Origin of the sequence: Arthrobacter sp. CDRTa11, from assembly GCF_026427775.1 — a bacterium.
GTDB lineage: Bacteria > Actinomycetota > Actinomycetes > Actinomycetales > Micrococcaceae > Arthrobacter.
Window position 1 is genome coordinate 3,333,396 of the sequence record NZ_CP044532.1, and the last position, 26,309, is coordinate 3,359,704.

Below are 26,309 nucleotides of genomic sequence, written 5' to 3' on the forward strand. Positions count from 1 at the left end.
ACTAGACTGGGCCCGGTCCGCAGTCCGCGGTGCCTGCCATCAGCCCAGAGGTGATTAGAGCGTGCCCAGCAGTACATCGCGGCGAACGGTGATCAAGACCGGCGCCGTTCTCCTGGCGTTGACAGTAACGTCATGCACGGGAGGCCCCGGGCCCGCTCCTTCGCCAACGTCTCCAGCGGCCACCACCGGAGCCTCCGATCCGTCGGCGATTTTTAACTTCGGCACGGCATCCCAGCCGTTGGGGCTGGACCCCGCACTCTCCAACGATGTGGAGTCCCACCGCATCACCCGGCAGATCCTGGAAGGCCTGGTCGGTGTGGACCAAACCACGGGCAAACCCACACCGCTGCTCGCCACGGAGTGGAATGAATCCGACGAAGGCCGCAGCTACACCTTCAAGCTCCGAAGCGGCGTCACCTTCCAGGACGGCACCCCCTTCAACGCCGACGCCGTGTGCGCCAACTTCAACCGGTGGTTCGCCTTCTCTGAAGGACTCCGGAAGCAGGCTCCGGGAAGTTCCTTCAAGGGCGTCTTCAAGGCCCACTCCGATGAGGCGTCGCTGTCCATCTTCAAAAGCTGCACCGCACTCTCCGCCGACAGTGTGCGCATCGACCTCACCCAGCGCTTCACTGCTTTCCTCCAGGCGCTGACGCTGCCCGCCTTTGCCATGGCGTCCCCGGCTGCCCTTGCCTCCGGCACCGCGGACATCCTTGACAAGACCAAGGGCGGACAAGCCCTGTCCGCCTTCGCCACCAACCCGGTGGGAACCGGGCCGTTCAGCCTGGCGGCCTGGGATGAAGCGAGCGTCACGCTCGTCAACAACCCAAAGTATTGGGGTGAGCGGGGCCAGATTGCCACCCTCAAATTTGTCACGTATGACCATCCGCAGACGCGTCTCCAGGCACTCCTGGATGGCGCCATCGACGGATACGACGCCGTCACGGTGGGCAACTTCGATCAGCTGGTCAAGCGTGGAAAGCAGATTGTCCAGCGGGACCCGTTCTCGGTGATGTACCTGGGCATGAACCAGGAGGTGCCCATCCTGCAGAACACCAGGATCCGGCAGGCCATCGAGATGGCGATCGACAAAGACACGCTGATCCGCAGGTTCTTCATCGACAACACCGCCCAGGCCACACAGTTTGTTCCGCCCAAGATCAGCGGCTTCAACAACAACGCTCCGTCGCTGGGCCATGACCCCGTCAAGGCCAAGGCCTACCTCACCGAGGCAGGCTATAACGGCGAGGAGCTGCGGTTCTACTACCCGCTCAACGCCACGCGGCCGTACCTGCCCACGCCGGAAAAGGTGTACGCCGAAATCAGCCGCCAGCTGACCGCCGTCGGGCTGAACATCAAGCCAGTACCGGTGGAGTGGTCAGACGGGTATCTCCAGAAAGTCCAGTCCCCCGGCGACCACGCCCTCCACCTGCTCGGCTGGAACGGCGCCTACTCGGATGCCGACAACTTTGTGGGCCCGCTCTTTGGCGAGAAGAACGGCGAGTTCGGATACCAGGACGCCCAGGTCTTCTCCAAGATCAACAGGGCCCGCGGAATGCCGGAAGGCAAGGAACGTGACGAGCAGTACCACACCATCAACGCCCAGATAGCGGCCTCCGTCCCCGCTGTCCCCATCGCCTTCCCCATTTCGGCGCTGGCACTCTCGGACCGGGTCATCAGCTACCCTGCGTCCCCTGTCTTAAATGAAGTTTTCACGAAGGTGCAGCTAAAGCCTTGACGGGCCGGACCAATTTCAGTATGCGGGCCGCGCGGGGATATTCTGTGACAGCCAGAGCCGCTGCTATCGGAGACTGATTGTGACCTTCATTTCCAAGACCAAACATGCCGACGTCGTCCTGATTGGCGGCGGCATCATGAGCGCCACGCTGGGGGCGTTCATCAAGCAGCTTGAACCCAACTGGACCATTTCCCTCTTCGAACGGCTGGATCAGCCCGGGCTGGAGAGCTCGGATCCGTGGAACAACGCCGGAACGGGACATGCCGCCCTTTGCGAGCTCAACTATTCCCCCGCAGCCAAAGACGGCTCGGTGGACCCTTCCAAGGCACTGCTGATCAACGAGCAGTTCCAGCTCTCCCGGCAGTTCTGGGCCCACCTTGTGGAACGGTCGCTGATCGGCTCGCCCAAGGGCTTCATCAACACCGTCCCCCACATGAGCTTTGTCATCGGCGAGGACAATACCAAATTCCTGCGGACGCGCTACGAGGCGCTGAAGTCCCACCCCCTGTTCCGAAGCATGGAGTATTCCGAAGACCACACCCAGATTGCCAAGTGGGCGCCGCTGATCGTCAAGGGCCGGGATCGGCAGCAACGCATCGCCGCCACGCGGGCCGCGGAAGGCACAGACGTTGACTTCGGTGCCCTCACCCGCGAGCTCGTCACGTACCTGGGAAACAATGGCGTCGAGACCAACTACGGCCACGAGGTGACCGGGATCTCAAAGGCGTCCGACGGCGGCTGGGACCTTTCGCTCAAGTACCCGGCTTCCGGGGAACACGGGAAGATTCACGCGAAGTTCGTCTTTGTGGGCGCCGGCGGCGGAGCGCTGCATCTCCTCCAGGCCTCAGGCATCCCGGAAAGCAAGGGCTACGGCGGCTTCCCGGTTTCCGGACAGTTTTTCCGCTGCACGGATGAGAAGCTCGCGGCGCAGCACAGTGCCAAGGTCTACGGCCAGGCCTCTGTGGGTGCCCCGCCCATGTCCGTGCCGCACCTGGATACCCGCTACGTCCAGGGGAAGCGTTCCCTCCTGTTCGGACCGTATGCCGGCTTCTCCACCAACTTCCTGAAGAACGGCTCGTACCTGGACCTTCCGCTGTCCATCCGCCCCAGCAATGTCATCCCCATGCTGGCCGTGGCCAAGGACAACATGGACCTGACGGCTTACCTGATCAAGGAAGTGGCGAAGAACCACGGAGACAAGGTCGAAGCGCTCCGGGAGTACTACCCGGAGGCCAAGGACACCGACTGGGAACTCATCACCGCCGGCCAGCGTGTACAGATCATCAAGAAAGACCCGAAGAAGGGCGGCGTGCTTCAGTTCGGTACCGAAGTCATTGCCGGCCGCGACGGTTCCATCGGTGCCCTTTTGGGAGCATCACCCGGAGCTTCCACCGCGGTGCCCATCATGATCGAACTGCTGCAGAAGGCGTTCCCCAAGAATTTCAAGGGGTGGCAGTCCAAGCTCAAGGACATGATGCCCGGCTACGGCGTCAAGCTCGATGACAACCCGGAACTGGCGGAGGAGCTCGAGAGGGCAACGGCCAAGGCTCTTCAGCTGGAAGGCGTCTCGGCCTCACGCTGACCCTGCAGGGTCTTTCGTTCGGGTCCCGGTCTTCAGGCCGGGACCCGAACGCGGAGGGGCGGCAGATCCGGTCCACAGCAGTCCGTCAACCCCACAGGAGTCCACGCGATGTTCCGGCTGGCACAACTTTCACTGGCAAACCGGGCCCTGATCGCTCTGATCACAGTCTTCGCGTCCGTGTTCGGGGTGATCACCATGTCATCGCTGAAGCAGGAACTCATACCCTCCATCGAGTTTCCCCAGATCACTGTCCTGACAGCCATGCCCGGCGCGTCACCCGAGGTGGTGGACAAGCAGGTAAGCGCGCCTCTGGAGACTGCGCTCAACGGCGTCGAAGGCCTGGAGTCCACCTCCTCCACGTCACGCAACGGCGTTTCGCAGATCACGATGGTGTTCACCTACGGGTCCAACCTGGACCGGGCCCGGAACCAGATCGACCGCGCCATCTCAAATGCCAAGCGCTCCCTGCCCGAGGACGTGCAGCCGCGGGCCATCGCCGGCAGCATCAGTGACTTCCCCATCGTGTTCCTGGCCGTGTCATCGGACAAACCGCTCAGCGACCTGAACGCCGATCTGCAACGCCTCAGCGTTCCCGCGCTCCAGAAGATCGACGGCGTCCGGGGCGCCGATGTGACAGGCGGCGCCACCCAGCACATCGAAATCCTTCCCCGTGCCGACGCCATGGCTGCCAAAGGCGCCACCATCCAGTCCATCCGGAATGCCCTGACCAACAACGGTGCACTGGTTCCCGCAGGCACCATAGAAGAACAGGGTAAAACGCTTTCGCTGCAGGTTGGCAGCCCGGTGGATTCACTGGACGCCATCAAAGCCCTTCCCCTCGGCGGTGCCAAGGATTCGGCCACCATCGGGACGGTGGCAGACGTCAGTCTCAAGGATGATCCAAGGACATCCATAACCCGCACCAACGGCGAGGAAACGCTGGCCGTCTCCGTGACCAAAAAGCCCGAAGGCGACACCGTAGGCATCTCGCACGCGGTAAAGGACTCCCTGGCCCAGCTTGAAGCCGAACTCGGCTCCAACGCCAAGTTCACGGCCGTGTTCGACCAGGCCCCCTTCATCGAGAAATCCATCAAGGACCTCACTACCGAAGGGCTGCTGGGGCTGGGCTTTGCCGTCGGCGTGATCCTGGTGTTCCTGATGTCCGTGCGTTCCACCTTAGTCACTGCGATCTCCATCCCGCTCTCCCTCCTGATCACCTTCATCGGGTTGTCCGCCACGAGTTACTCGTTGAATATCCTCACGCTGGGCGCACTCACCATTGCGATCGGGCGGGTGGTGGACGACTCGATTGTGGTGATCGAGAACATCAAACGCCACCTCAGCTACGGAGAGGAAAAGGTCACTGCGATCCTGACGGCGATCCGCGAAGTCGCAGGTGCCATCACGGCCTCGACCCTGACCACGGTGGCTGTCTTCCTGCCCATTGCGTTTGTGGGGGAACTGGCCGGCGAGCTCTTCCGCCCGTTCGCCCTGACCGTCACCATGGCTCTCCTCGCTTCCCTGCTTGTGTCCCTGACGATCGTCCCCGTTCTCGCCTACTGGTTCCTGAAGTCTCCAACCCGTGCAGGATCATCAACGGATGGCGCAACGGCCAGCCACGAAGCGGCGGCTGCCCGGGCAAAGGCGCAGGAGGCCGAACAAAAGAGGCCGCTGCAGCGCGGTTACCTCCCAATCCTCACCAAGACCCAGAAGCACCCTGTCGTGACGCTGGTGGCCGCTGCCCTGGTGCTGGGAGGCACCGCCGCGATGACGCCCCTGCTGGCAACCAACCTTTTGGGCGATTCCGGCCAGAACAGCATGACCGTCCGCCAGGTGCTGCCGGCCGGAACAAGCCTGGCGGACACCAGTGCTGCCGCCATCCGGCTTGAAGAAGTCATTCGCAGCATCGACGGCGTCAAGAACGTCCAGGTCACCTCAGGCAACGCACAAACAGGCTTTGCTGCCCTGACATCGTCCGGGGCGTCCAACTCCACCTTTACAGTGGTCACGGATGAGAAGGTCAACCAGGCCCGGCTGCAGGAGACTGTCCGGAATGAGCTGGCCAAGGTGCCGGACTCCGGGAAGATTTCTGTGGGGACGCAACAAGGCGGCTTCGGCACGTCCTCAACCGTTGACATCACCCTGAAAGCGGCAACGTCCGCGGATCTCCGCACAGCGAGCGATGCCATGGTCCAGGCCATGACGGGTGTGCCGGGCACCAGCGAAGTCACCACCAACCTCGCGGCCAGCCAGCCTGTTGTCCAGGTCAAGGTGGACCGTGCCAGAACGGTGGCGGCAGGGCTGACCGAAGAGCAGGTGGCGGGCGTCCTGGCCTCAACCATCAGCCCCGTCCCTGCCGGCACAGTCCGGATCGACACCAATGACTTTCCCGTCCAGATCGGCCAAGGCACCAAATTCGCCAGCATAGACGCTGTGCGGGCCATCCCTCTTCCTGCCGCCGCAGGCCTCGTGACCCTGGGCAGCATCGCCTCCGTGGAGCAGGTGGATGTTCCGGTCTCCATCACCGCCAGCAACGGGCAGCGAACCGCCAAAGTGTCAGTGACGCCGTCGGGGTCCAATCTCGGCGCCGTCAACGCGGAGGTGCAGAAACGGCTCACGTCAGTGGCTCTCCCCCCGGGAGTCACCGCTGAAATCGGCGGCGCCACTACCCAGCAGGCGGAGTCCTTCCAGCAGCTGGGCCTGGCTCTGCTGGCAGCGATTGCCATCGTCTACGTCATCATGGTGGCCGCGTTCAAGTCCCTTATCCAGCCGCTGATCCTGCTGGTGTCCGTCCCGTTCGCGGCGACCGGCGCGGTTGCCCTTTTGCTCGTGACCGGTGTTCCGCTGGGGCTGCCTTCCCTCATTGGCATGCTGATGCTGGTGGGAATCGTGGTGACCAACGCCATTGTGCTCATTGACCTCATCAACCAGTATCGCCAACCGCGCAACGGCCAGCCCGGCATGGTCGTGGCGGATGCCATTACGCATGGGGCACGGCAGCGACTCCGGCCCATCCTGATGACCGCGCTCGCCACGGTCTTTGCCCTTACCCCCATGGCACTGGGTCTGACCGGGGGCGGCGGTTTCATCTCCCAGCCTCTGGCTGTTGTGGTGATCGGCGGCCTGGTCTCCTCCACCGCCCTGACGCTGGTGCTGGTTCCTGTGCTGTACCGGCTGGTGGAAGGGCGGCGCGAAAAGAAAGCGCTGCTCAGCGCCATGCACGGACACCCGGAGTTCGAGCAGGCGAACGACGTCGACGCCGAGTTCCGTGACTGGACCACCGGGATGATCCCCAAGGCAACAGGCCGCCGCGCTGCTGCCGGGGAACCTGAATAGAGAGTTCCGCGCCCCCTCCCGGCAAACCCGAAACCTGTCAGGCACCCCGGGTATCCGCGGCCATAAAGGAGTACCACTCCGGGAACGGATCCGCAGGCAGGTGGGCGTCGTCCACGTCACTGTCTGGCGCGCAGCCTTCAAACAGATCAGCATTCCTCGAGTCAGGATGCGGCGGATGAATATCTGGCAGATGAGTATCGGGCTGATCAGCATTAGTCAGTAGAGCATCGGGCAGACCAGTATCGGGCAGGGATAGGCCAGACTGCTCAAAATAAGCCGGGTCGGCACCAACGAGATCAAGGAATGAAGAAACTCCGTCGATCAGGTCCAGGCCAGCGTGAGTATCCGCTCTTTCCTCCGGCCAGTGGGGTGGTTCCGAGTCGGGTTGTTCGCTGGGGTAGTGGCGTCCTGTTGGTGAGGTCCAGCCGGGTGGTTTGTTTTTGCTGGCTCCGGTTGGGGTCCAGGCCGTGGTGTGCCTTAGTCTGTGGTGTTTTGGGCAGGGCTGTCCGAGATTGGATATGCCGGTAGTGCCGCCGCGGGCCCAGGCGAGGAGGTGGTCTGCTTCGTTGTCCAGGGAGTGGTTGTTGCAGCCGGGAAAGGGGCATTTGCCGTCCCGGAGCCGGAGCCATTGGCGCATCGCTTTGGTGATGCGGTAGCTGGTCCGGCCGATTTCCAGTGGTGCGCCGTCGCGGGGGTCTGTCAAGACCCGCATGAACGACGTGGCGCCGTCGCTGATGAGGCGCCGGGCCATGGACGGCGGGATGGGCCCGTAGCCGTCCAGGGTGGCCGGTTCGTCGGTGGCGCCCAGGAGGGCCATGACCGGGACGGTGATGAGCACCTGCGCTGTCGGCGACGGCACACCACCGCCGCTGCCAATGCCGGTGCCGAGCCTGGTGCCGATCCCATCATGAAACTCACCGTTATTTCCGCCCAACGTTCCGTCGTCGGCCATTGCTGTGGCTGCGGCCAGGGTGCCGGTGGTGTTGTTGGTGAGGAGCCAGGTGGCGGCCAGGTCGGCGCGGAGCTGGCTGAGGGTCCTGCTTTCGTGCGGGCCCTGCAGGGCGCGTGCGGCGGTGGTGGTCCGATCCCAGATCCCGGAGGCCTGATCGGCCGGGAGGTACGCGGAGAGCCAGGCCATGCCGTCGCGGTCCGGCTGGTACTCCAGCCGCCGGTCCTGGACTCCCTTGGCGTGGCGCTTCTCGATGGAGACGGGGTGGTGGCGTTCGCGCCAGGAACGGGCCCTGGCGCGGAACCGTGACGGGACGAGCTCACCGGCCGCGACTCCGCGGGCTGGATTGGGTGCCCCGGGGTCCAGGAAATGCGCCTCTAACGCCGCGGCCCCGTCGGGGTCCAGATTGTTGGTTTCGTCAACCATAATCCGGGCGTGCTGCCATGAAAGGCTGCCTTCCTGCAGCGCGGACAAGGTCTGGGGCAGGACGCTGGTCAGCGCCTGCGATTCAGAGATCAGGGCACCCGCGGCGCGTTCGCTGACTGTCAGGGCGCACGCTACCTCCGCGACGACCGACATTTCCTGCGCCGTGGCATCCTGCGCAGTCACAGCCGGGACGGCGATGGCCTCTTCCAGCTCGACGATTCCAGCGGCCAGATGTACCTTCAGTGCCGCATGTTTTGCTTCGGTGCGGGCGAGCTCGGCAAGCCCCTTCAAGTAGGCGTCGAGCCGCCGGCGCAATGGATCAGCGTCCAGCATCGGATGACGGTCCAGGTCACCAGCTGAGCCAGGGCCAGCCGTGCTGTCATCCAAAGCAGTGCTGTCATCCAAAGCAGTGCTGTCATCCAAAGTGGGCCTGATGATCTGGCCAAGGGCAGCAGTGGAGGCTTCAACAGCAGCCAGGGAACCCGCGATCCCAGGGCCGGTGGCAGCCTCCATTCCCGCCCCGCTCCCTGCTGTCCAGGCACCCGTGCTGTCCATAAGAAAAGCATCCCATCAGGGTCTGACAAAAACGCCGCCCGAACTCGGGCCCCGAAACAGAAGCGTCTGAAACTGAACGGCGTAGCGCATCGCCGCGTCGCCGTCGTCGTGCATCAGATTGCCCGCCCGAGCCCCGTTCGTGGCTAAGCCACGTCACGGGAATAACTGCAGCTGTCGTGCGTTACATGAGACGATAGATGCAAATGCATCTAGTTTCGGGTACAGTTAAAACAAGCCCGGAGAAGCCAGCAACGGAAGGCACATCATGCAGATCGGCGTATTCAGCGTCAGTGACATCACCACTGACCCCACCACAGGCCGCACCCCCAGTGAGAACGAGCGCATCAAAGCCTCGGTGGCCATCGCCAAGAAGGTCGAAGAAATCGGCATGGACGTCTACGCCATCGGCGAGCACCACAACCGCCCCTTCTTCTCCTCCTCCCCCACCACTACGCTCGCCTACATCGCGGCGCAGACCGAGCGCATCATCCTGTCCACGGCCACCACGCTCATCACCACAAACGATCCTGTGAAAATCGCCGAAGACTTTGCGATGCTCCAGCACCTCTCGGACGGACGGGTGGATCTCGTCCTCGGCCGCGGCAACACGGCGCCGGTCTACCCCTGGTTTGGCAAGAACATCCAGGACGGCGTGGAGCTGGCCATCGAGAACTACAGCCTTTTGCGCCGGCTCTGGGATGAAGACACCGTGAACTGGTCCGGGAAATTCCGGACCCCGCTGCAGAACTTCACGTCCACGCCGCGGCCGCTCGACGGCGTCGCTCCCTTTGTGTGGCACGGTTCCATCCGCACGCCGCAGATCGCGGAAGTGGCTGCTTACTACGGTGACGGATTCTTCGCGAACAACATCTTCTGGCCCAAGGAGCACTACCAGCAGCTGATCGGCCTCTACCGCGAGCGTTACGAGCACTACGGGCACGGCAAGGCGGACCAGGCAATCGTGGGCCTCGGCGGCCAGTTCTTCATGCGGAAGAACTCGCAGGATGCCGTGAAGGAGTTCCGCCCCTACTTCGATAACGCTCCTGTCTACGGCCACGGCCCGTCGCTGGAGGACTTCACGTCGCAGACCCCGCTCACGGTGGGCAGCCCGCAGGAAGTCATCGAGAAGACCCTGACATTCCGGGAGTTCTTCGGCGACTACCAGCGCCAGCTGTTCCTGATCGACCACGCGGGCCTGCCCTTGAAGACAGTGCTTGAGCAACTCGACCTGTTCGGCGAGGAAGTCCTCCCTGTCCTCCGCAAGGAATACGCCGCACTGAAGCCGGCGCACGTTCCGGATCCGCCCACGCATGCCGGCCGGGTTGCCACCCTGATGGCTGCCCAGAGCGCCGAACCCGCACCGTCGGAGGCGTGATGAGCCGCGGAGGATCTGAATCCCCTGTCCGCCTCGCCGCTGAAACATGGGAGTCCCTGTTCCGGGCCCAGGTAGCGGTGATGCGGAAGCTTCAGTCGGGGCCCGCCTTTCGAAAGCTGGCACTCAATGAATATGACGTCCTCTTCACGCTCTCCAGATGTCCTTCCGGCTGGCTACGGCTCAACGAACTGAACGACCATGTCCTGCTGAGCCAGTCCAGCCTCAGCCGGCTGGTGGAGAGGCTGGAGAAACGCGGCCTTGTGGCGCGGACACCGGCTCCCGACGACGGCCGCGGCGTGCTGCTGAAGCTGACCGAGGCCGGGGTGGAGTTGCAGAAGGAGATAGGCCGTGAGCACGTCCGCGACATCGCCGGCCTGATGGGGCCCGCCCTTACCGCAGCCGAGCAAAAGGAACTGAAGCGCCTGACTGAGAAGCTCAAGAACTCCGTGGGTGCCCGGCCGGCAAAACAGCCGGTGAAGTAGCCTTCAGGACAGTACAGCCTCTCCTGACGGCGCAGCCTGTCAGGCCAGCACAACCAGCCTGGCGGGGTCTTCGACCGGCAGGTTTCCGTTGACCACAGCGGTGACGCGCATCTGGTTCAGGGTCAGGCTGCCGCCGATGGTGGACAGGAACGCGGTGTCGGCGGAATCCCTTCCCGCCGTGATCCTGAGCATTGACTCCCTGGGCGCCAGCCCGGTGGGGTCAATGATGTGCCACGCGCCGTTGACGTGCGCTTCAGCTACGGCATGGAAATCCATGGGGCTCAGGCCCGGGGCGTAGACAGCCGCGAGCCGGGCAGGAATGTCCTTCGACCTGAGCAGAGCAATGGCCAGGTGGGCGAAGTCCCGGCATACCCCGCGGCGGTTCAGGAGCGTCTCCACCGCCCCGTCCGTTCCCCTCGACGAGCCGCTGATGTACCTCAGCTCGCCGTACACCCAGTTCCTGACAGCGTGCAGCAGTTCCTCACCGTGCAGGCCGCCGAATTCCGCATAGGCCGTGGGCAGGAGCTTGTCGGATTCGGCATAGCGGCTGGGCCGGACGTAACGGATGAGGTCCGCCAGTGAGGCTTCCTCAGGGAGGGCCTGCCCTGTCACCGTTGCTGAATAGTCAACAGTGACTTCGGAGGGGTCGGCAAACTCCATGTAGTGCATCCGTCCCCCGTGGTGGTCCGGAAGCTCCGTCACCGGAACCGGCTCGCCGCCCACCGTGACGGCAAGGGATTCGGAAAAGGAGGAGTAGCCAGGGTTTTTGGCCACGGCAACGGCCAGGGCAGCCTTTGTGTCGGCCACCGTCTTGAATACCAGGCGTGCTGCAACGGTGCGTTCCATGAGTCTCCGGAGTATTGGGTTGGCAGCAGGATGGCCGCCGCTCCCGCCGGGCCTTGGTACAGCCGGCAGCAGGATTAGTTCTTGATCTCCAGAGACATTAGCATCCGTTGGACATTGGCGAATTCAGGGCTCTCCTGGGCATATTTTGCCGCCTGTCCCAGAGTATCGAACGCCTTGGCGGGAGCCACCTTTTCGTCCGGGGCAAAAGCCTTGAGCGTTCCCAGGTCGCCGAAGGAATAGTCGCCCTTCCCGGCTGGTCCACGGACAACGTTCCGCAGCTCGCAGGCCTGGCCGTCGGCTCCGCCCACAATGTTGGTGATGCCGTACGAGCCAAAGTACCGGTAGCCCTGGATCACACGGAACACCACATGCGGAGCTATGGTGCCTTCCCCGGCCAGCGCCGGGAGGTCCACCGGAAGGCTGCTGATCACGGTGTACGGCCTGCGTGCCGCTTCCGGGCATTCGGACGCCGACGGCGGAAGCCCGGTCTTCAGGACAGCGACCACTGTGCCGTCCTGCTTTTTCACTTCAATCTTCAGCGCTCCGGCCTGGGTTCCTTCCTCGGGAGCAACCGACTGGGCGATCCATTCCTCCGGCAACTCGAAGCTGACCGTCTTACCTGGATCCGAAAAGGACTTCCATGCGGACGCCGTCGCCGGGGCTGATGCATCGGGGGACGCTGCGTCCGCGGATGCTGAACCTGCCGCCGACGAACCTGAACCAGGCACCGGTTCTTTGGCCGCAGGGCTGGCTGTTCCGCCGGCGTCGGAATCGGCAGCGGAGGACGCGTCCGGCTGAGCGGTCCATGAGGGCGCCGATTGGCCTTGCCCGCCGCAGCCGGCCAGGATGCCCCCTGCCAGCAGTACTGCCGCGATCCGCAGTCCGCCCATCGTTGCCTTGCCTGTCATGGAGCCAGCCTAGCTGTATTAGCCACAGGCGTTGGTGCTGATGGGGACAGGCGTCAGCGTTTCGCCCATGGCACGGGCACCTGTACCAGGAGCGGCTGTTAAGGCGCGGCTCGCTGTGTGTCGCGGTCCGGCGGGCTGCGGTGGCCGGACGGACTAGGCTTGGGGTTATGGCGGATCAGCAGTACGGCACGGCCGAAGGCAGCCTGGCGGACATCTCCGCCATCGATAGTGCAGACTGGCGGCTGCGGACCTTTGCCCTCTACGACACGGTGCGGAAAATCGCCGTGGAGAACCCCGCCGAGGCGCACAGCTATTGGCGGCAGGAACGCGACCGCATGTTTGCCACCCATCCGGCATCTGCCTTGACCGAGCAGGACAAGGCACGCTTCTCCGGGCTGAAGACCGCTGACTACGATCCGATTTACCGCTTCCATGTGCCCCTGACCAAAGAGGGTGCAGGGCGGGAGCTGACAGTCGAAACCACCGAGGGAACTGTCCGTTTTGTCCGCCTGGGCACGTTTGATCTTCCGGAGATGGGCCAGCTCGCGGTCTGGAAGCTGCACGGTTATGGTGGTGGCATTTTTGTCCCCTTCAGGGACGCCACGTCAGGCCAGCCCCGTGGCAGTTACGGCGACGGGCGGTACCTGCTGGATACCAGCATGGGCGCCTTCCTCGGCGTCCGCGGCTCGGGCCCCGCGGCGGAATTCGTCCTGGACTTCAATTTCGCCTACAACCCGTCCTCCGCATACAACGACGCATGGACCTCCCCTCTTGCGGGGCCATCCAACAGGCTTGCCGTGGACATCCCGGTGGGCGAGCTGTACTGACGTGGAACCTGCCCCACGCCGGCTGGCCCGGGTCCGTCCGCTCCCGGCTGCATCAGCCGGTGAGCAGTTCTTCGTCGCGAACGGAAGCACCGACGTCACCAGCCCGGCGGGCACCCTCTGGACGGTAGTGGCCACCCCGTTTCCGGGTTCCCCGGCCAACGCCGGCAGCGCCCCGCGGGCCGGCTGGGAAATCGGCGACCATGTGACGGAGGAGTCTTTTACCTTTCTGGCACCCTGCGTTCCGGCCAATGTCCTGGGCATGGCGCACAACACGGGCCAGGCCGGGCGTGACATGCCGCCACAGGCCTTCCACAAGGCGGCCACGAGCGTCATTGGCCCCGGCGATGCCATTGAGCTGCCTGCCGGGTCCGGCCATGTAGATCCCGAAGCGGAACTGGCCATTGTTGTGGGTACAAAGGCCAAAAGCCTGACTACCGCGAATGCCCGCAGCGCGGTCCTGGGGTTTACCATCGGCAACGATGTCACCTCCCGTGACCGGCAGAAAACGGATGAACTGTGGATCAGCGCGAAGAGCCAGGACACTTTCACGCCGGCCGGGCCATGGATTGTCACCGGCCTGGACGACTCGGACCTTGCCATCAGCATTGTCCATAACGGCACCCACCTGAGAGCGGCAAGCACAGCTGACCTGGGCTGGAAAGTGGATGAAATCCTTGTCTACCTGACATCGTTTATGACGCTCCACCCCGGCGACCTGGTCCTCACCGGCTTCCCGGCGGAGAGCGCCCCGATAGTTCCCGGTGACACCGTGACGTGCCGCGTGGAGGGAATAGGCGAACTTTCAAACCCGGTCAAGGCAGGCTCCGGGGAGGGTTTCAGCGCCTGATGTGTCAGGCTTGACCCATGGATTCCCCTGCTGCGCCCGCCCAACTGACGCAGCAGCCCCGCAGCCAACCCGCAACAAGGCGGGCACCGGCCACCAAGCACTACCGCGGAATACTGCGGTTTCCCGTGCTCCGGCAGCTCATACGTTTCACCGGCGTGGGCATCATCTGCACTGCCACTTCCCTGGGTCTGTATGCGCTACTGCGCCCCTGGCTGGGTCCTCAGTTGGCCAACGCTGCCGCCCTTGTCCTGACCTCCATGATGAATACGGCCCTCAACCGCAGATTCACTTTCAAAATCGAGGGGCAGGGCCGGATGGCACGCGACCACCTGAACGGCCTGGTGGTGATTGCCGTTGCCCTGGTCATCACCGGGGGAAGCCTGGGCGTCCTGCACTGGCTGCGCCCGGAAGCCACGGTGTCCGATGAACTCCTGACCACCACGCTGTCAGGTTTCCTGGCCACGGCAGTCCGCTTCACCATGTTGCGGCACTGGATCTTTCGCCGGGCCCGCCACCGCTGACAGCGTCATCCGGCGTCCCCGACTACTAGGATATGGCGGCATGGGACTCCAACTCGTTCAGGTGAATTTCAAGGCACGGGATGACTCAGCGCTCGGCCGGTTTTGGGCCGAAGCGCTTGGCTGGGGAGTTTCCAGCGAGGGACCAGGCGTGACCAACGTCGAACCGATGGGCTTTGACTGGCCGGACCCCTCAGCCGTTTGCGTCGATGTGGTTACCGTTCCGGACCCCGAGACGGTGAAGTACCGTGCGCACCTCGATCTCGGCACCACTTCCGCGGCCCATCATGCGGAGCTGGTGACGCACCTGGTGGGGCTTGGTGCAACGCTGGCTGACCTTGACCAAAATGATGTGCCCTGGACCGTTCTGGCAGATCCGGAGGGCAACATGTTCCGGGTACTGGAGCCTCGCCGGATCCACCGGGATACCGGGCCCATCGCCGCCGTGGTGGTTAACTGCACGGACCCTCGGGCCATGGCCCGGTTCTGGGGCGAGGCTACGGGCTGGACCGTGCACGAGGTGACAGATGATCAGGCTAGGCTGCGTTCGGCCAAGGGTGTGGGGCCATATCTGGAGTTTGTTCGCACGCCCGCGGTCAAGGCAGTGTGCGGCCGCGTTCATCTCGACCTGATGCCAAGCCCTGGTGACGGTCAGGCAGCGGAGGTGGCCCGGCTGCTGGCCTTGGGGGCCACTGCCGCCGACGTCGGCCAGGGTGATGTCCCTTGGGCGTGCCTCACTGACCCCGAGGGCAACGACTTCTGCGTGCTCTCCCCACGCTGACCCGGAACCTCTGCCCGGTCAGTTTCCGATTAGGTCACCCTGGTTAGGTGCTAATGCGCCATCACGCCAAGCCAAGGGAACGGACGCTTGCGACGGCGTCCCGGATGCCTTGCGCTGCTGTCTCCAGGTCCAGGGCGGTCACGGACGAGTCAAAACTGAAGCGTACCGCCGTCTGTGCCACCTCGGCCTCGATGCCCAGAGCCGTCAGGACAGGCGATGGCGCATCGGAACCGGCGGCACAGGCCGAACCGCTTGAACACACAACACCCCTGCGCTCCAGCTCCAAAAGCACCGACTCACCACTGGTACCGGGGAAGCAAAAGGACGCCACGGAGGGAAGACGCTCGGTCGAGTGGCCCGTCAGCACAGCCTCCGGAACGCCGGCCAGCACCGACGCGATGAAGGCATCGCGGAGGGCCGCCACCCGCTCCGCGGCCTGCAGCTGCTGGGCCTGCGCCATGGTGAGGGCAGTGGCAAGCCCCACAGCGCCCGCAACGTTTTCCGTCCCCGAGCGGCGGCCGCGTTCCTGGCCGCCGCCGTGGACCAGCGGCTCAATCCGCGTGCGGCCCCGGACGTAGAGCACCCCGCACCCCTTGGGCGCACCAAGTTTGTGGCCGGAGATGCTCAGGGCATCCACACCCAGCGCCTTGACGTCAACGGACAGCCAGCCGGCGGCCTGAACCGCGTCCGTGTGGAACGGGATGCCGCATGAATGCGCCAGCGCAGCCAATCGGGCGATGGGCTGGACTGTCCCCACTTCATTGTTGGCGTACATCACGCTGACCAGCGCAGTCTCCGGCCGGAGCACCGCCTCAAGTGCTTCCGGGCTCACCAGCCCTGTTCCGTCAACGGGAACCACGTCCACGGCGAAACCGTGGAACCGCTCCAGGTACCGTGCCGATTCCTCCACGGCAGGATGTTCGACGGCGCTGATCACCACCCGGTTCAGCACCGGATCTGCGGCCTGCCGCGCCAGGGCGATGCCTTTAACGGCCAGGTTGTCCGCCTCGGTGCCGCCGGACGTGAACGTCACCTCGCCGGACCTGCAGCCGAGCACCCCGGCAACGGCAGCCCGGGCCCCTGAGAGCGCAGCCGCGGCAGTTTCCCCCAGAGAATGGTGGCTGGACGGGTTGCCGAACTCACCGGTCAGATACGGCCACATCGCATCCAGCACCTCGCGCCGCACGGGGGTGGTGGCGGCCGCGTCAAGGAAGATCATGGCCTGCCTACCCCACCGTCAGTTCGACGTCGAGCCCCAGGTCCAGGGCGGCCACACTGTGGGTCAGGGCACCGACGGAGATGACGTCAACGCCTGCACCAGCGATTCCGGCCACCGTCTGGAGGTTGACGTTGCCGCTGGCCTCCACCGTCGCGCGGCCGTCCACAAGCGCCACTCCTGCCTTGAGCTCATCCAGGGTGAAGTTGTCCAGCATGATGGTGTCCACCCCGGCGGCCAGCACCGGTTCGATCTGGTCCATCCTGTCCACTTCAACTTCGAAGTGCGTGGTGTGGCCGAGCTTGGCCTTTGCCGCGGCAAGCAGGCCGGTGAGCCTGCCCGGGTCCCCGCCGGTCATCACGGCAAGGTGGTTGTCTTTGGCAAGCACGGCATCGGAGAGGCTGTACCGGTGGTTGGCCCCGCCGCCGCACCGGACAGCGAACCGTTCCAGGATCCGCAGGCCCGGGGTGGTCTTTCGCGTATCTGTGATCCTGGCGTCGGTGCCTTCGGCGAGCTTGACGTACTCGGCAGTTTTCGTGGCAATGGCCGACATCCGCTGCACCAGGTTCAGTGCCACCCGTTCGGCAAGCAGCACAGAGCGTGCGCTGCCGCTGACCCGCGCAAGGGGTGTGCCGGCGTCGAACGTTTCACCGTCAGTGAGCAGCAGTTCCACCTCGGTCTCCGGATCGACCAGCAGCATGGCATCCCGGAATACGGTGGCGCCGCTGAGCACGCCAGGGACGCGTGCGTTCAGCACAGCCGTGGCCCGGGCTTCTGCCGGGATCAGCAGCTGCGAGGTGATATCCCCCGCAGGGGCATCCTCCGCGAAAGCCCGCTCCAGGATCTCCCGCACCGGTGCCGCCGGGAGGGCCAGGTCAAACAGGGAGGCATTAGTCATGGACAAGGCTCGCTTTCGGGCGCATCTGGTAGGTCTCCTCAAGTTCATGGATGGCGGCGCCATCAACGCTGTCGCTCCGGTAGTGCGCCCCCAAGGACGCCCGGCGTTCCCCGGCAGCGCGGACCAGCAGCTGCGCGGCGAGCAGGAGGCTGGCATCCTCATGCACCCGTGGATCCTCGGACAATGGAACCATTTCAGGACGCACGACGGCGGCCCACCCCGCCAACGTCTCCGAAGCCTCCCGCAAAAGCACCCCATTCCGCAGCACCCCGGCATTGGCAGTCATCAAGCGGCGGAGGGCAGCCCGGGAAAACGACTGCCCTGAAACCGGAGCGAACGAGAACCGGTGCTCCCCTACGGTCGGCAACGCCTTGGAGGCACCAAAGCCGGGCTTCCGTTCGTCGTTCGAGGGTGTTCCGGAAGCGAGCGTCAAGGGGAGGCCGCTTGCGGCCGAGACAGCGAGCGGAGGAACAGCGTCGAGCGACGCGCCAGCCAGTGGGTCGCTAAGGAATGCTTCAACAGCGCGGCGGCCAAAGACGAGACCTTCGAGGAGCGAGTTACTGGCGAGCCGGTTGGCGCCCTGGACTCCTGTGCAGGCAACTTCACCGGCGGCCAGGAGCCCGGGCACACTGGTCCGGCCGGAGAGGTCGGTGGTGACGCCGCCCATCCAGTAGTGGGCGGCAGGCGCCACCGGAACAAGGTCGCGGGTCCAGTCGAGGCCGGCTTCGCGGGTCTTTTGGCTGAGGGTGGGGAACCGCTTTTCGAGAAACCCGGGGCCCTTGGCGGCCTCGATGAGGCGGGCGTCAAGGTACACGTGGCCGTTGGGATCGCCCAGTTTTGCCAGGTGAAGGGCGATGCTGCGGGACACAACATCCCGGGGTGCCAGTTCGGCATCAAGGTGGTAGTCGGGCATGAACCTGAGGCCGTGTGTGTCCAGGAGGACGGCGCCTTCACCGCGGACCGCTTCGGAGATGAGCAGCGGGTCCTGGTCCCCTTCCGGATCCGTTGTTGCTCCTGTGCGAACGAGGCAGGTGGGGTGGAACTGGAAGAACTCCAGATCGGACACGGCGGCCCCGGCCCGCCAGGCAAGGGCCAGGCCATCGGCGGTGGCCACTGCAGGGTTGGTGGTCTGAGCGAAGAGCTGGCCGGCACCGCCGGTGGCCAGCAGCACGGCGTCGCCCGACACGCTCAGGCTCCGGCCACCCTGGCTGAAATCAACTCCGGAAACCCTGCCATGGGATTGGCGCAAGGCTGTGGCGTGGGCTCCGCCGTACAGCTGGATCTTCCCGTCGGTGCTGCGTGACAGCACGGCCCGGATGAGTGCATTCGCCACCCCGGCCCCTGTGGCGTCCCCGCCGGCATGCAGGATCCGCGGCGCGGAGTGGGCAGCCTCAAGTCCCAGGGCCGGGCCGCCGTCGTGGGCCAGGTCGAAACGCACGCCGAAACGTCCCAGCCCTGCAATGTCCTCCCGCGCTTCCGAGCAAAGGACGCGCACCGCCTCGGTATTGCAGTGGCCGGCGCCGGCGTTGAGCGTGTCTGCAATGTGCGCCGCCACGGTGTCGCCGGGCGCCGGATCGGCAAGCACTGCGGAGATGCCGCCCTGGGCGTAGTACGTATTGCTTTCAGCGAGCTCGCCCTTAGTGAGCAGCACAACCTCCGCGCCCGCATCCGCCGCCAGCAGGGCGGCGTAGAGCCCGGCGATGCCGCTTCCGACGACGATGAGCCGCTGCGGCACAGAAGTCCCGTGCACGGAGGCCCTGGTCATGACGGCCTAGCGGCAAGCATGCGCTCGAGCGCGGTCCTGGCGTTCGCCTGCACGGCGTCCGCCACGGTGATCCGGTTGACGACGCGCCCTTCGACGAGTTCCTCGAGGACCCAGGCGAGGTATCCGGGGTGGATCCGGTACATCGTGGAGCAGGGGCAGATGACCGGGTCCAGGCAGAAGATGGTGTGTTGCGGGTATTCTGCGGCCAGCCGGTTCACCATGTTGACCTCGGTGCCGATCGCGAACGTGGTGGGCTCGGTGGCGGCGGCGATCGCCTTTTTGATGAAGTCAGTGGATCCTGCCGAATCGGCGGCGTCCACCACCTCCATGGGGCATTCCGGGTGGACGATGACCTGGACGCCGGGGAAGTCCGCCCGCGCCTTTTCGATCTGGGCCACGTTGAAGCGCTTGTGGACGGAGCAGAAACCGTGCCACAGGATTACGCGGGAATCAAGGAGCGCCTGCTCGTTATTGCCGCCCAGTTCCTTGCGCGGGTTCCACATGGGCATCTGCTCCAGCGGCACGCCCATGGCCTTGGCGGTGTTGCGGCCCAAGTGCTGGTCCGGGAAGAAGAGGACGCGCTGCCCGCGCTCGAAGGCCCATTCAAGGACAGTCCTGGCGTTGGAGGACGTGCACACGATTCCGCCGTGTTCACCGCAGAAGGCCTTCAGAGCGGCGGAGGAATTCATGTAGGTGACCGGAATAACCGGCACCCGGCCATCGGCGTCGGGCTCGGTCCCGAAGATCTCTTCGAGCTGCTCCCAGCACTCTTCCACAGAGTCCGTGTCCGCCATGTCCGCCATGGAGCAGCCAGCTGCCAGGTTGGGCAGGATGACTGCCTGTTCCGGCGTGGAGAGGATGTCTGCCGTCTCGGCCATGAAGTGCACGCCACAGAAGATGATGGCTTCGGCGTCGGGTTTGGTCAGGGCCGCATTGGCCAGCTGGAACGAATCCCCCACAAAGTCCGCGTACTGGATCACTTCGTCGCGCTGGTAAAAATGCCCCAGGATCACTGCCCGGTCACCCAGGGCAGCCTTGGCCGCCCGGATCCGGCTATCCAGCTCAGCGTCGCTGGCAAGCTTGTACTGTTCGGGAAGCTGGCCCTGGCGCGGGGTGGCAGCCGGGGCAACATCGGCACTTGATGCGCCGGGGCCGTAGGCAGGAACACCCGCCAGCGCCTCGGCGAGGTCATAGTCCCAGGGACCCTTGGCAAGTGCCGGGCTGCATGTAGTCTTGCCGGCAGCGCCGCTGGCGGCCTTTTCGGCCTGTTCCCGCGTGATGAGCTGGATTGCTGTGTTGACGCTGCTCATGGAGTACTCCTGTTATCTGGGTCAAGGCCGGGGCGGCCGGTGAAGCGGTAGAGGCGTGGCGGGCGGTGTTTGCCGCCCTGGAGGTATTCACCGGTCTCTTCGATCTCCGGTGTGGACTTGAGCTGCCGGCGGAAGTTGGCCGGATCCAGTTGGCGGTCCAGCACCGCCTCGTAGACTTCGCGCACCTGCGCCAGGGTGAAGTACTCCCCCAGCAGGTGATAGGCAACCGAGCCGTAGGCAAGCTTGTTGCGCAGGCGCCAGAGTGCGTAGTCGACGATGGCATTGTGATCAAAGGCAAGGTCGCCGGGCCGGTCTGCGCGGAACCATTTGACGTTCTCCGATTCGTCAGCGAGCGCCGCTTCCGTGGGCTGCACGAGCGCCCAGTAGACGATCGAAACAACGCGCTGGGTGGGCGAGCGGTGGAGGCCGCCAAAAGCATAGAGCTGCTCAAGGTAGGTGGGTGCCAGGCCGGTGGTCTCCTGGAGGTTCCGGGATGCCGCGTCCTGCAGGGACTCCGAGTGTGACAAGGGCCCGCCCGGCAGGGCCCAGAGCCCTTTGTAGGGCTCGCGGATCCGCCGGACCAAGGGGATCCACAGGGTGGGCCGGCCCGAGGCTTCGCTGGGCCGAAGGGCGAAGATGACAGTGGAGATGGCGAGCGAAGGGGGTGCCGCCTGCCGCTCGGCGACGTTGGCTGAACTGGCGTACATGGTTACTCACCCACCCTCTAAGCGACTTCCCTAGTTATGGTCATGATGACCAGAACTCATTCTACGGCCAGCCTCCGCCGAATCAAAATGTTGCGGATTCTCCTGGTACTGCATCAGCCGGCACGTCACCTTGTCAGGATCCTGGCGCTTTGATGAAACAAATTCCTCCATAGGTTCCGTGCAGGAAGCCATCATGAATTCGGCCAAGGCTGTACATTCGAGTGGTCCCACGAGGACCCCACCACCTACACCCCAAGAAGGTTCAAGGCATGACGATGAAGTCCACGCAGGTGCGTCCGGAGACCCAGCTCGGCCACAGCATGAAACCGCGACAGCTGACCATGATGGGTCTGGGCAGCGCGATCGGCGCCGGATTGTTCCTTGGCTCCGGCGCCGGAGTCCAGGCAGCCGGTCCGGCGGTGCTCGTCTCCTACCTGGTCGCGGGCACCCTTATCATCCTGGTGATGTGGGCGCTCGGCGAAATGGCCGCCGCCAACCCCACCAGCGGCGCTTTCTCCGTTTATGCGGAGGGGGCATTGGGAAAAACGGCAGGCGCCACCGTTGGCTGGCTGTGGTGGCTCCAGCTGGTGGTGGTGATCGCGGCCGAGGCCCTGGGCGCGGCCGGCCTGTTGTTCTCGGTCTGGCCCGTCGTACCCGTCTGGGCACTGGCCCTGATCTTTATGGTGGTGTTCACGGCCATCAACCTGGCCGGCGTGCGCAACTTCGGTGAGTTCGAGTTTTGGTTCGCCATTCTTAAGGTGGCCGCCATCGTTCTCTTCCTCGCCGTCGGGCTTGCCCTTCTGCTCGGCCTCCTGCCTGACGTGGCGTCGCCGGGGCTGGGGAACATCACCTCCGACTTCGCCCCCGCGGGACTCGGCGGCATCGCCACTGCACTCTTTGTGGTGATCTTCGCGTTCGGCGGAACAGAGATCGTTTCCGTGGCGGCCGCCGAAACCGAGGATCCTGAGCACAGCGTGGGCAAGGCGATCCGAACCGTGGTGTGGCGCATCCTGGTCTTCTACATCGGCTCCGTCTTTGTCATAGCAGCGGTCCTTCCGGCCACGTCCGAAAGCCTTGCTTCTCCTTTTGCGGGGGTGCTCAACGCCGCCCGCATACCCGGCGCCGGCACGGCGATCACCCTGGTGGCCGTCGTCGCACTCCTCTCGGCACTGAACGCGAACCTGTACGGTGCATCACGGATGGTGTATTCGCTCTCCCAGCGTGGCGAAGCGCCCGCCTTCCTGTCCCGGCTCAGCGGCGCCAGCGTGCCCATGCTGGCGGTAGGCGTATCAGTGGCCTTCGGCTTTATCGCCACCGTCCTGGAACTGCTGTTCCCGGAACGGATCCTTCCTGCCCTCTTCCAACTGGTGGGCTCCACCTGCCTGGTGGTCTGGGGCACGGCGCTGGTTTCACAGCTGATTCTTCGGCGGCGCGCGGACAGCAGCGGCACTCCCCTTCCGCTGCGGATGAAGGGATTTCCGCGGCTCACGATTTTTGGCCTGGTACTCCTGGGCCTCATCTTTGCCGTGGGTTTCAGTGCCGAAAGCAGCCGCAGCCAGCTGTTCAGCACGTTTGCCCTGGTTGCCGCGCTGGCGGCGGCGTGCTGGCTGGGCGCGCGTGTCACTTCCCGGGCCCGGCAGCCCAAGTAGGTAGCGCGATCTGTCGTAATGGGTCCTCATAACGGCAGTTAGTGCGACCCACTTGGGTGGGGACGTGGAATGGAAACCGGCAAATCCGCTGTTGAACTGCCCGGTCCACAGGCAGGTAAAGTGGTGCGTACCTTCGGTGGCCCCGGTGACAGGATCAATGTCGGCGAGCCCCTGATTGTGTTCGAGGCGCGGGGTCCGCCTGAGCGCCGTACCTGATGATGAGGACTGACACCATGAGCGGCAGGCATACAGGATCGATGCATTCCCACACAGTGGAAGGAACCGATCCGCAGCTCTATGTCGGGGTGCATGATCCGGAACAGGACGCCGGGCTCAGGCCTGTGCTGCTGCTGCATGGGTTCTCCTCGTCCAGCAAACTCAACTGGGAGGACACTGGCTGGCTGGCGGCCCTCCTCGAAGCTGGCCGGCGCGTCATCACCGTGGACCTGCCGGGCCACGGCCGAAGCGGCGCGCCGGAGGACCGGGATTCCTACTCCCCCAGCCGGATCCGGGCGGATCTTCTCCAGATAGCGTTCGACGCCGGCGTGCGGCCTTTGCAGGAGGGTGACCCTTCCAGCGGGCTGGACATTATTGGCTACTCCCTTGGTTCGCGGCTCGCCTGGGAGTTCGGGGCAACCCAGCCGGAGATTGTCCACCGGCTGGTTCTGGGCGGGCCGAACATCGCCGATCCCCTGGCCGCTTTCGACCTCGTGGCTGCGCAGCGTTACCTCGCGGATGGCACGCCCATCGAGGACGAGTCCACGGCGGGATTGTTAAAGATGGCCATGCTGCTGCCGAGCAACAATATCTTTGCGCTGCTTTCTCTGGTCGAGGCGATCAAGGCCGAGCCGTACGATCCTGCCGAGGCCGTGCCCCACATGCCCATGCTGCTGGTGGCCGGGGACCAGGATGAGCGCGCCAGCACCATGCCGCAGCTCGCTGAGCTGGGGATCAAGGCGGGGTCAATGGCTGAGCAGCTGGTGCTGCCGGGCCGGACGCACACCAACGCCATCACCAGCAGGGCCTTCAAGCAGGGTGCCATCGACTTCCTCGGTGTTTAACAGGTACGTCTGCCAGCCCGGCGCCCACCCGGAGCGTTCCTCGGCTCCTGGCGACCGGCCCGGCGGAGTAGTGCGTTCCCGGCGCCCGGCGCGCGGTCTTTCCTGGTTTCCGCCGCCCAACCGGCCTGCTTCCGTATTCCGGCGACCGTCCGGACGGTAGGCTGGAAAGTAGTCTGGACAAGGGGGCGGAAGAGCCGGAGAGGGACCAATGACCATGCGTTTTGAAGACCGCACAGATGCCGGCGAGCGCCTGGCCGCGGTACTGACGCAGTTCAGGGAACGCCCCGACGCAATCGTCCTGGGACTGGCGCGCGGAGGCATCCCTGTAGCGGCTGCGGCGGCCAAAGCCCTCTACCTGCCCCTGGGTGCCGTGCTGGTCCGCAAGCTCGGCATTCCGGGTCATGACGAGACAGCCTACGGAGCCCTTGCCTGGTCCCGGGGCCGCATTGTGCGGCTCGTCAACAAGCCTCTCGTGGACCGCATCCTGGAGCACGGCGTCCGGCAGGAGTGGCTTGATGAGGTGGAGGGGCGGCAGCGGGCCGAGTTGCTGCGCCGCGCCGAAACCTATCCGGGAACGGATCAGGACCTCACCGGCAAGACTGTCCTGCTGGTTGATGACGGCCTGGCCACCGGAGCCACTATGAGGGCCGCCGTCGAGGCCGTCCGCGCGGCCGGCGCCTCGCATGTTGTAGCCGCCGCGCCGGTGGGTTCGCTGGAGGCGGAGGCCTCCGTGTCGCGTGTGTGCAATGCTGTCCTGTGCCTGCACCTGCCGGGTAAGTTCCGCGCCGTGGGAAGCTTCTACCGGCATTTCGAGCAACTCACCGATGAGGACGCAATCAGCCTGCTCGGCCAGTAACCAGGTGCTTCTGGGCCGGCCTGGGCACCATCCCTGCGCGGCGCTGATAGCTACGCTGCCTGCTGCGGTCATTCACGACCCAAACTGTGTGGGCACAACACCAGGCGGCGGACATCGACCTTGTGGTCGATGTCCGCCGCCTGGCCCAGCGATCTCTGTTTAGTGGTGGCTTACACCCAGCGGCCGCCCCTTGGTTTCCTTGGCGAGCAAGACACCAACTGCCGAGATCACGCACAGGATCATGATGTAGATGCCAATGGACCCGGTCCACTTGGTTGCCTGCAGCAGTGCTTCGGCGATGGTTGCGGCGAAGGCGCCGCCCAGGATGGCGCCAAAGGCATAGCCGATGGAGATGCCCGAGTAACGGACGTTGGCCGGGAACATCTCGGCGTACATCGCGGACATCGGACCGTAGGACAGCCCCAGCCCGATGGTGAGGACAAAGAGGGCCAGGCCGTAGAACCAGATGTTTTTGGTGTCGATCAGGGCGAACATCGGGATCATCCAGGCAAAGATGATGGCGTAGCCGGTGAGGAAGGTCTTGACCCGACCGATGCGGTCCGAGAGCCAGCCGCCCGCCAGGGTGAAGATAAGCCAGCCGAAGGATGCCAGGGTGGTGGCCAGGAGCACCTGCGGCGTGGGCATCTGCAGGGTCCTGGTGGCATAGGCGATGAAGAAAGCGATCAGCAGGTACCCGGCCGCGTTGTTCGCAATGAAGATCATGGTCGAGTACAGGACCGGCTTCTTGTGGCTGCGGATCAGCTCGCCCAGCGGCGCCTTGCTTTCCTTCTTGCGTTCAGCCATTTCCTGGAAGACCGGGCTTTCAGCCACGGCCCGGCGGATGAGGTAACCGACGATGATCAGCACGATGGACAGCAGGAACGGCACGCGCCAGCCCCAGGCGGCGAAGTCCTCCCTGGACATGTTGCTGTTGAGGAAGAACAACAGGCCGGTGGCCAGGATCATGCCGATCGGCACGCCGATTTGCGGGTAGGCCCCGAACAGGCCGCGCTTGTTCAGTGGTGCGTGTTCTACCGCCATCAGCGCGGCTCCGCCCCATTCACCTCCGGCCGAGAAGCCTTGGATAATCCGCAGGAGGATAAGGAGGATGGGAGCCCAGGCGCCGATCTGCGCGTAGGTGGGCAGCATGCCGATCAGGGCGGTGGCGGCACCCATCATCACCAGGGTGAAGACGAGCATTGCCTTCCGTCCCAGCCGGTCGCCGAGGTGGCCGGCAACCACTGCGCCCAGCGGGCGGAACAGGAAGCTGATGCCGATGAGGGCAAACGAAAGGATCCGCGAGAGGCCTGGGTTGGAATCGTTGAGCGGCGCCAGGAAAAGGGGTGACAGCAGCGTGGCTGTCAGCTGGGCAAAGATGAAGAAGTCGTACCACTCGATGGTGGTGCCGACGAGGGTTCCGGCCAGGACTTTGCGTTCCTCCTGCCGGGTGCTGGGACCGGCAAGGGTGTCCACCTTGGATGGTGTGGTCATTGAAACTCCATTGTTTATCGGCGGCAGTGCTGCCGGGACGCCTTCAGGATTACCGACAGAACGGTCAGTTAGTTAGTAGGGTACTACGGAATTGTGAGGGAGAACACGCCTGCCGGGTTTTTTGTCCTGGCACGGCCTTCTCCGCGGAACGGTTTTTGTCCCAAGTGGGGTTTCCCGGCGGCCGCCGGT

Annotated in this window: 22 protein-coding genes; 13 read left to right on the forward strand and 9 right to left on the reverse strand. The window is 64.6% G+C overall.

Annotated features, from left to right (window positions below; all coding sequences use genetic code 11):
* The first annotated feature begins 61 nt into the window (after positions 1–61).
* The 3 genes from F8G81_RS15040 to F8G81_RS15050 all read left to right on the forward strand — a co-directional run bounded on the left by F8G81_RS15040 (position 62) and on the right by F8G81_RS15050 (position 6,653).
* Positions 62–1,735, forward strand: a complete 1,674-nt coding sequence (locus F8G81_RS15040; protein ID WP_267275499.1) for an ABC transporter substrate-binding protein — start codon at positions 62–64, stop codon at positions 1,733–1,735.
* Positions 1,736–1,814: 79 nt separating this feature from the next.
* On the forward strand, positions 1,815–3,317 hold the full coding sequence (locus tag F8G81_RS15045) for a malate:quinone oxidoreductase (RefSeq protein ID WP_267275500.1): 1,503 nt from the start codon (positions 1,815–1,817) through the stop codon (positions 3,315–3,317).
* A gap of 108 nt (positions 3,318–3,425) precedes the next feature.
* Entirely contained in the window at positions 3,426–6,653 is a 3,228-nt protein-coding gene (locus tag F8G81_RS15050; RefSeq protein ID WP_267275501.1) for an efflux RND transporter permease subunit, read from the forward strand.
* A 37-nt stretch (positions 6,654–6,690) separates the two neighbouring features.
* Here F8G81_RS15050 and F8G81_RS15055 read toward each other — a convergent pair whose 3' ends face one another.
* Positions 6,691–8,583 (reverse strand): DUF222 domain-containing protein, encoded by a 1,893-nt coding sequence (locus F8G81_RS15055; RefSeq protein WP_416377057.1) that lies wholly within the window; start codon positions 8,581–8,583, stop codon positions 6,691–6,693.
* A 265-nt stretch (positions 8,584–8,848) separates the two neighbouring features.
* On the opposite strand from F8G81_RS15055, the gene F8G81_RS15060 reads away from it, so the two are divergent.
* On the forward strand, positions 8,849–9,958 hold the full coding sequence (locus tag F8G81_RS15060) for an LLM class flavin-dependent oxidoreductase (protein ID WP_267275502.1): 1,110 nt from the start codon (positions 8,849–8,851) through the stop codon (positions 9,956–9,958).
* Positions 9,958–10,440, forward strand: a complete 483-nt coding sequence (locus tag F8G81_RS15065) for a MarR family winged helix-turn-helix transcriptional regulator (RefSeq protein WP_267275503.1) — start codon at positions 9,958–9,960, stop codon at positions 10,438–10,440. The genes F8G81_RS15060 and F8G81_RS15065 overlap by 1 nt, the downstream gene beginning before the upstream one ends.
* A 39-nt stretch (positions 10,441–10,479) precedes the next feature.
* On the opposite strand, the gene F8G81_RS15070 is transcribed toward F8G81_RS15065, so the two are convergent.
* Together F8G81_RS15070 and F8G81_RS15075 are read right to left on the reverse strand one after the other, a co-directional pair.
* Positions 10,480–11,286 (reverse strand): transglutaminase-like domain-containing protein, encoded by an 807-nt coding sequence (locus F8G81_RS15070; RefSeq protein WP_267275504.1) that lies wholly within the window; start codon positions 11,284–11,286, stop codon positions 10,480–10,482.
* A gap of 74 nt (positions 11,287–11,360) precedes the next feature.
* Entirely contained in the window at positions 11,361–12,194 is an 834-nt protein-coding gene (locus F8G81_RS15075) for a hypothetical protein (protein ID WP_267275505.1), read from the reverse strand.
* Between the two features lie 167 nt (positions 12,195–12,361).
* On the opposite strand from F8G81_RS15075, the gene F8G81_RS15080 reads away from it, so the two are divergent.
* Genes F8G81_RS15080 through F8G81_RS15095 form a run of 4 tightly spaced genes read left to right on the forward strand, consistent with a single transcriptional unit; the run spans position 12,362 to position 15,167 of the window.
* On the forward strand, positions 12,362–13,021 hold the full coding sequence (locus tag F8G81_RS15080) for a DUF1684 domain-containing protein (RefSeq protein ID WP_267275506.1): 660 nt from the start codon (positions 12,362–12,364) through the stop codon (positions 13,019–13,021).
* Between the two features lies 1 nt (position 13,022).
* Positions 13,023–13,868: a fumarylacetoacetate hydrolase family protein gene (locus F8G81_RS15085; RefSeq protein ID WP_267275507.1), complete on the forward strand. Its 846-nt coding sequence runs from the start codon at positions 13,023–13,025 to the stop codon at positions 13,866–13,868.
* Positions 13,869–13,885: 17 nt separating this feature from the next.
* Positions 13,886–14,389 carry a GtrA family protein gene (locus tag F8G81_RS15090; protein WP_267275508.1) on the forward strand — a complete coding sequence of 168 codons (504 nt, stop codon included), beginning with the start codon at positions 13,886–13,888 and terminating at the stop codon, positions 14,387–14,389.
* 40 nt (positions 14,390–14,429) lie between these two features.
* Positions 14,430–15,167 carry a VOC family protein gene (locus F8G81_RS15095; protein ID WP_267275509.1) on the forward strand — a complete coding sequence of 246 codons (738 nt, stop codon included), beginning with the start codon at positions 14,430–14,432 and terminating at the stop codon, positions 15,165–15,167.
* Between the two features lie 61 nt (positions 15,168–15,228).
* On the opposite strand, the gene F8G81_RS15100 is transcribed toward F8G81_RS15095, so the two are convergent.
* From F8G81_RS15100 to F8G81_RS15120, 5 genes are read right to left on the reverse strand one after another with little or no spacing between them, the layout of a single operon-like run.
* On the reverse strand, positions 15,229–16,386 hold the full coding sequence (locus F8G81_RS15100; protein ID WP_267275510.1) for a cysteine desulfurase family protein: 1,158 nt from the start codon (positions 16,384–16,386) through the stop codon (positions 15,229–15,231).
* 7 nt (positions 16,387–16,393) lie between these two features.
* Entirely contained in the window at positions 16,394–17,281 is an 888-nt protein-coding gene (gene nadC / locus F8G81_RS15105) for a carboxylating nicotinate-nucleotide diphosphorylase (RefSeq protein WP_267275511.1), read from the reverse strand.
* Positions 17,274–19,046 carry an L-aspartate oxidase gene (nadB, locus tag F8G81_RS15110; RefSeq protein ID WP_267275512.1) on the reverse strand — a complete coding sequence of 591 codons (1,773 nt, stop codon included), beginning with the start codon at positions 19,044–19,046 and terminating at the stop codon, positions 17,274–17,276. Before nadB ends, nadC begins: the two co-directional genes overlap by 8 nt.
* Positions 19,043–20,356, reverse strand: a complete 1,314-nt coding sequence (nadA, locus tag F8G81_RS15115) for a quinolinate synthase NadA (RefSeq protein ID WP_267275513.1) — start codon at positions 20,354–20,356, stop codon at positions 19,043–19,045. Before nadA ends, nadB begins: the two co-directional genes overlap by 4 nt.
* Positions 20,353–21,063, reverse strand: coding sequence for an NUDIX hydrolase (locus tag F8G81_RS15120; RefSeq protein WP_267275514.1), 711 nt, complete (start codon positions 21,061–21,063; stop codon positions 20,353–20,355). Before F8G81_RS15120 ends, nadA begins: the two co-directional genes overlap by 4 nt.
* Before the next feature lie 269 nt (positions 21,064–21,332).
* Between F8G81_RS15120 and F8G81_RS15125 the strand changes: the two genes are divergently transcribed.
* The 4 genes from F8G81_RS15125 (at position 21,333) to F8G81_RS15140 (ending at position 24,629) form a co-directional block, all read left to right on the forward strand.
* Positions 21,333–22,712, forward strand: a complete 1,380-nt coding sequence (locus F8G81_RS15125; RefSeq protein WP_267275515.1) for an amino acid permease — start codon at positions 21,333–21,335, stop codon at positions 22,710–22,712.
* A gap of 69 nt (positions 22,713–22,781) precedes the next feature.
* Positions 22,782–22,928, forward strand: a complete 147-nt coding sequence (locus F8G81_RS15130; protein WP_267275516.1) for a hypothetical protein — start codon at positions 22,782–22,784, stop codon at positions 22,926–22,928.
* Positions 22,929–22,945: 17 nt separating this feature from the next.
* Complete coding sequence (locus F8G81_RS15135) at positions 22,946–23,773, forward strand: alpha/beta fold hydrolase (protein WP_267275517.1); 828 nt, start codon at positions 22,946–22,948, stop codon at positions 23,771–23,773.
* A gap of 208 nt (positions 23,774–23,981) precedes the next feature.
* Entirely contained in the window at positions 23,982–24,629 is a 648-nt protein-coding gene (locus F8G81_RS15140) for a phosphoribosyltransferase (protein ID WP_267275518.1), read from the forward strand.
* A gap of 159 nt (positions 24,630–24,788) precedes the next feature.
* Here the strand turns inward: F8G81_RS15140 and F8G81_RS15145 are convergent, their stop codons facing one another.
* A complete protein-coding gene (locus F8G81_RS15145) occupies positions 24,789–26,120 on the reverse strand; it encodes an MFS transporter (RefSeq protein WP_267275519.1) in 1,332 nt (443 codons plus the stop codon).
* Positions 26,121–26,309: the final 189 nt, after the last annotated feature.

What these genes read in the sequence shown, in the direction of transcription:
- F8G81_RS15050 (WP_267275501.1), top strand. Translation starts at nt 3,426, where the DNA reads ATGTTCCGGCTGGCACAACTTTCACTGGCAAACCGGGCCCTGATCGCT.
- F8G81_RS15130 (WP_267275516.1), top strand. Translation starts at nt 22,782, where the DNA reads ATGGAAACCGGCAAATCCGCTGTTGAACTGCCCGGTCCACAGGCAGGT.
- F8G81_RS15065 (WP_267275503.1), top strand. Translation starts at nt 9,958, where the DNA reads ATGAGCCGCGGAGGATCTGAATCCCCTGTCCGCCTCGCCGCTGAAACA.
- F8G81_RS15140 (WP_267275518.1), top strand. Translation starts at nt 23,982, where the DNA reads ATGACCATGCGTTTTGAAGACCGCACAGATGCCGGCGAGCGCCTGGCC.
- F8G81_RS15145 (WP_267275519.1), bottom strand. Translation starts at nt 26,120, where the DNA reads ATGACCACACCATCCAAGGTGGACACCCTTGCCGGTCCCAGCACCCGG.
- F8G81_RS15080 (WP_267275506.1), top strand. Translation starts at nt 12,362, where the DNA reads ATGGCGGATCAGCAGTACGGCACGGCCGAAGGCAGCCTGGCGGACATC.
- F8G81_RS15090 (WP_267275508.1), top strand. Translation starts at nt 13,886, where the DNA reads ATGGATTCCCCTGCTGCGCCCGCCCAACTGACGCAGCAGCCCCGCAGC.
- F8G81_RS15075 (WP_267275505.1), bottom strand. Translation starts at nt 12,194, where the DNA reads ATGACAGGCAAGGCAACGATGGGCGGACTGCGGATCGCGGCAGTACTG.
- nadA (WP_267275513.1), bottom strand. Translation starts at nt 20,356, where the DNA reads ATGAGCAGCGTCAACACAGCAATCCAGCTCATCACGCGGGAACAGGCC.
- nadC (WP_267275511.1), bottom strand. Translation starts at nt 17,281, where the DNA reads ATGACTAATGCCTCCCTGTTTGACCTGGCCCTCCCGGCGGCACCGGTG.
- F8G81_RS15100 (WP_267275510.1), bottom strand. Translation starts at nt 16,386, where the DNA reads ATGATCTTCCTTGACGCGGCCGCCACCACCCCCGTGCGGCGCGAGGTG.
- F8G81_RS15060 (WP_267275502.1), top strand. Translation starts at nt 8,849, where the DNA reads ATGCAGATCGGCGTATTCAGCGTCAGTGACATCACCACTGACCCCACC.
- nadB (WP_267275512.1), bottom strand. Translation starts at nt 19,046, where the DNA reads ATGACCAGGGCCTCCGTGCACGGGACTTCTGTGCCGCAGCGGCTCATC.
- F8G81_RS15095 (WP_267275509.1), top strand. Translation starts at nt 14,430, where the DNA reads ATGGGACTCCAACTCGTTCAGGTGAATTTCAAGGCACGGGATGACTCA.
- F8G81_RS15120 (WP_267275514.1), bottom strand. Translation starts at nt 21,063, where the DNA reads ATGTACGCCAGTTCAGCCAACGTCGCCGAGCGGCAGGCGGCACCCCCT.
- F8G81_RS15055 (WP_416377057.1), bottom strand. Translation starts at nt 8,583, where the DNA reads ATGGACAGCACGGGTGCCTGGACAGCAGGGAGCGGGGCGGGAATGGAG.
- F8G81_RS15070 (WP_267275504.1), bottom strand. Translation starts at nt 11,286, where the DNA reads ATGGAACGCACCGTTGCAGCACGCCTGGTATTCAAGACGGTGGCCGAC.
- F8G81_RS15135 (WP_267275517.1), top strand. Translation starts at nt 22,946, where the DNA reads ATGAGCGGCAGGCATACAGGATCGATGCATTCCCACACAGTGGAAGGA.
- F8G81_RS15125 (WP_267275515.1), top strand. Translation starts at nt 21,333, where the DNA reads ATGACGATGAAGTCCACGCAGGTGCGTCCGGAGACCCAGCTCGGCCAC.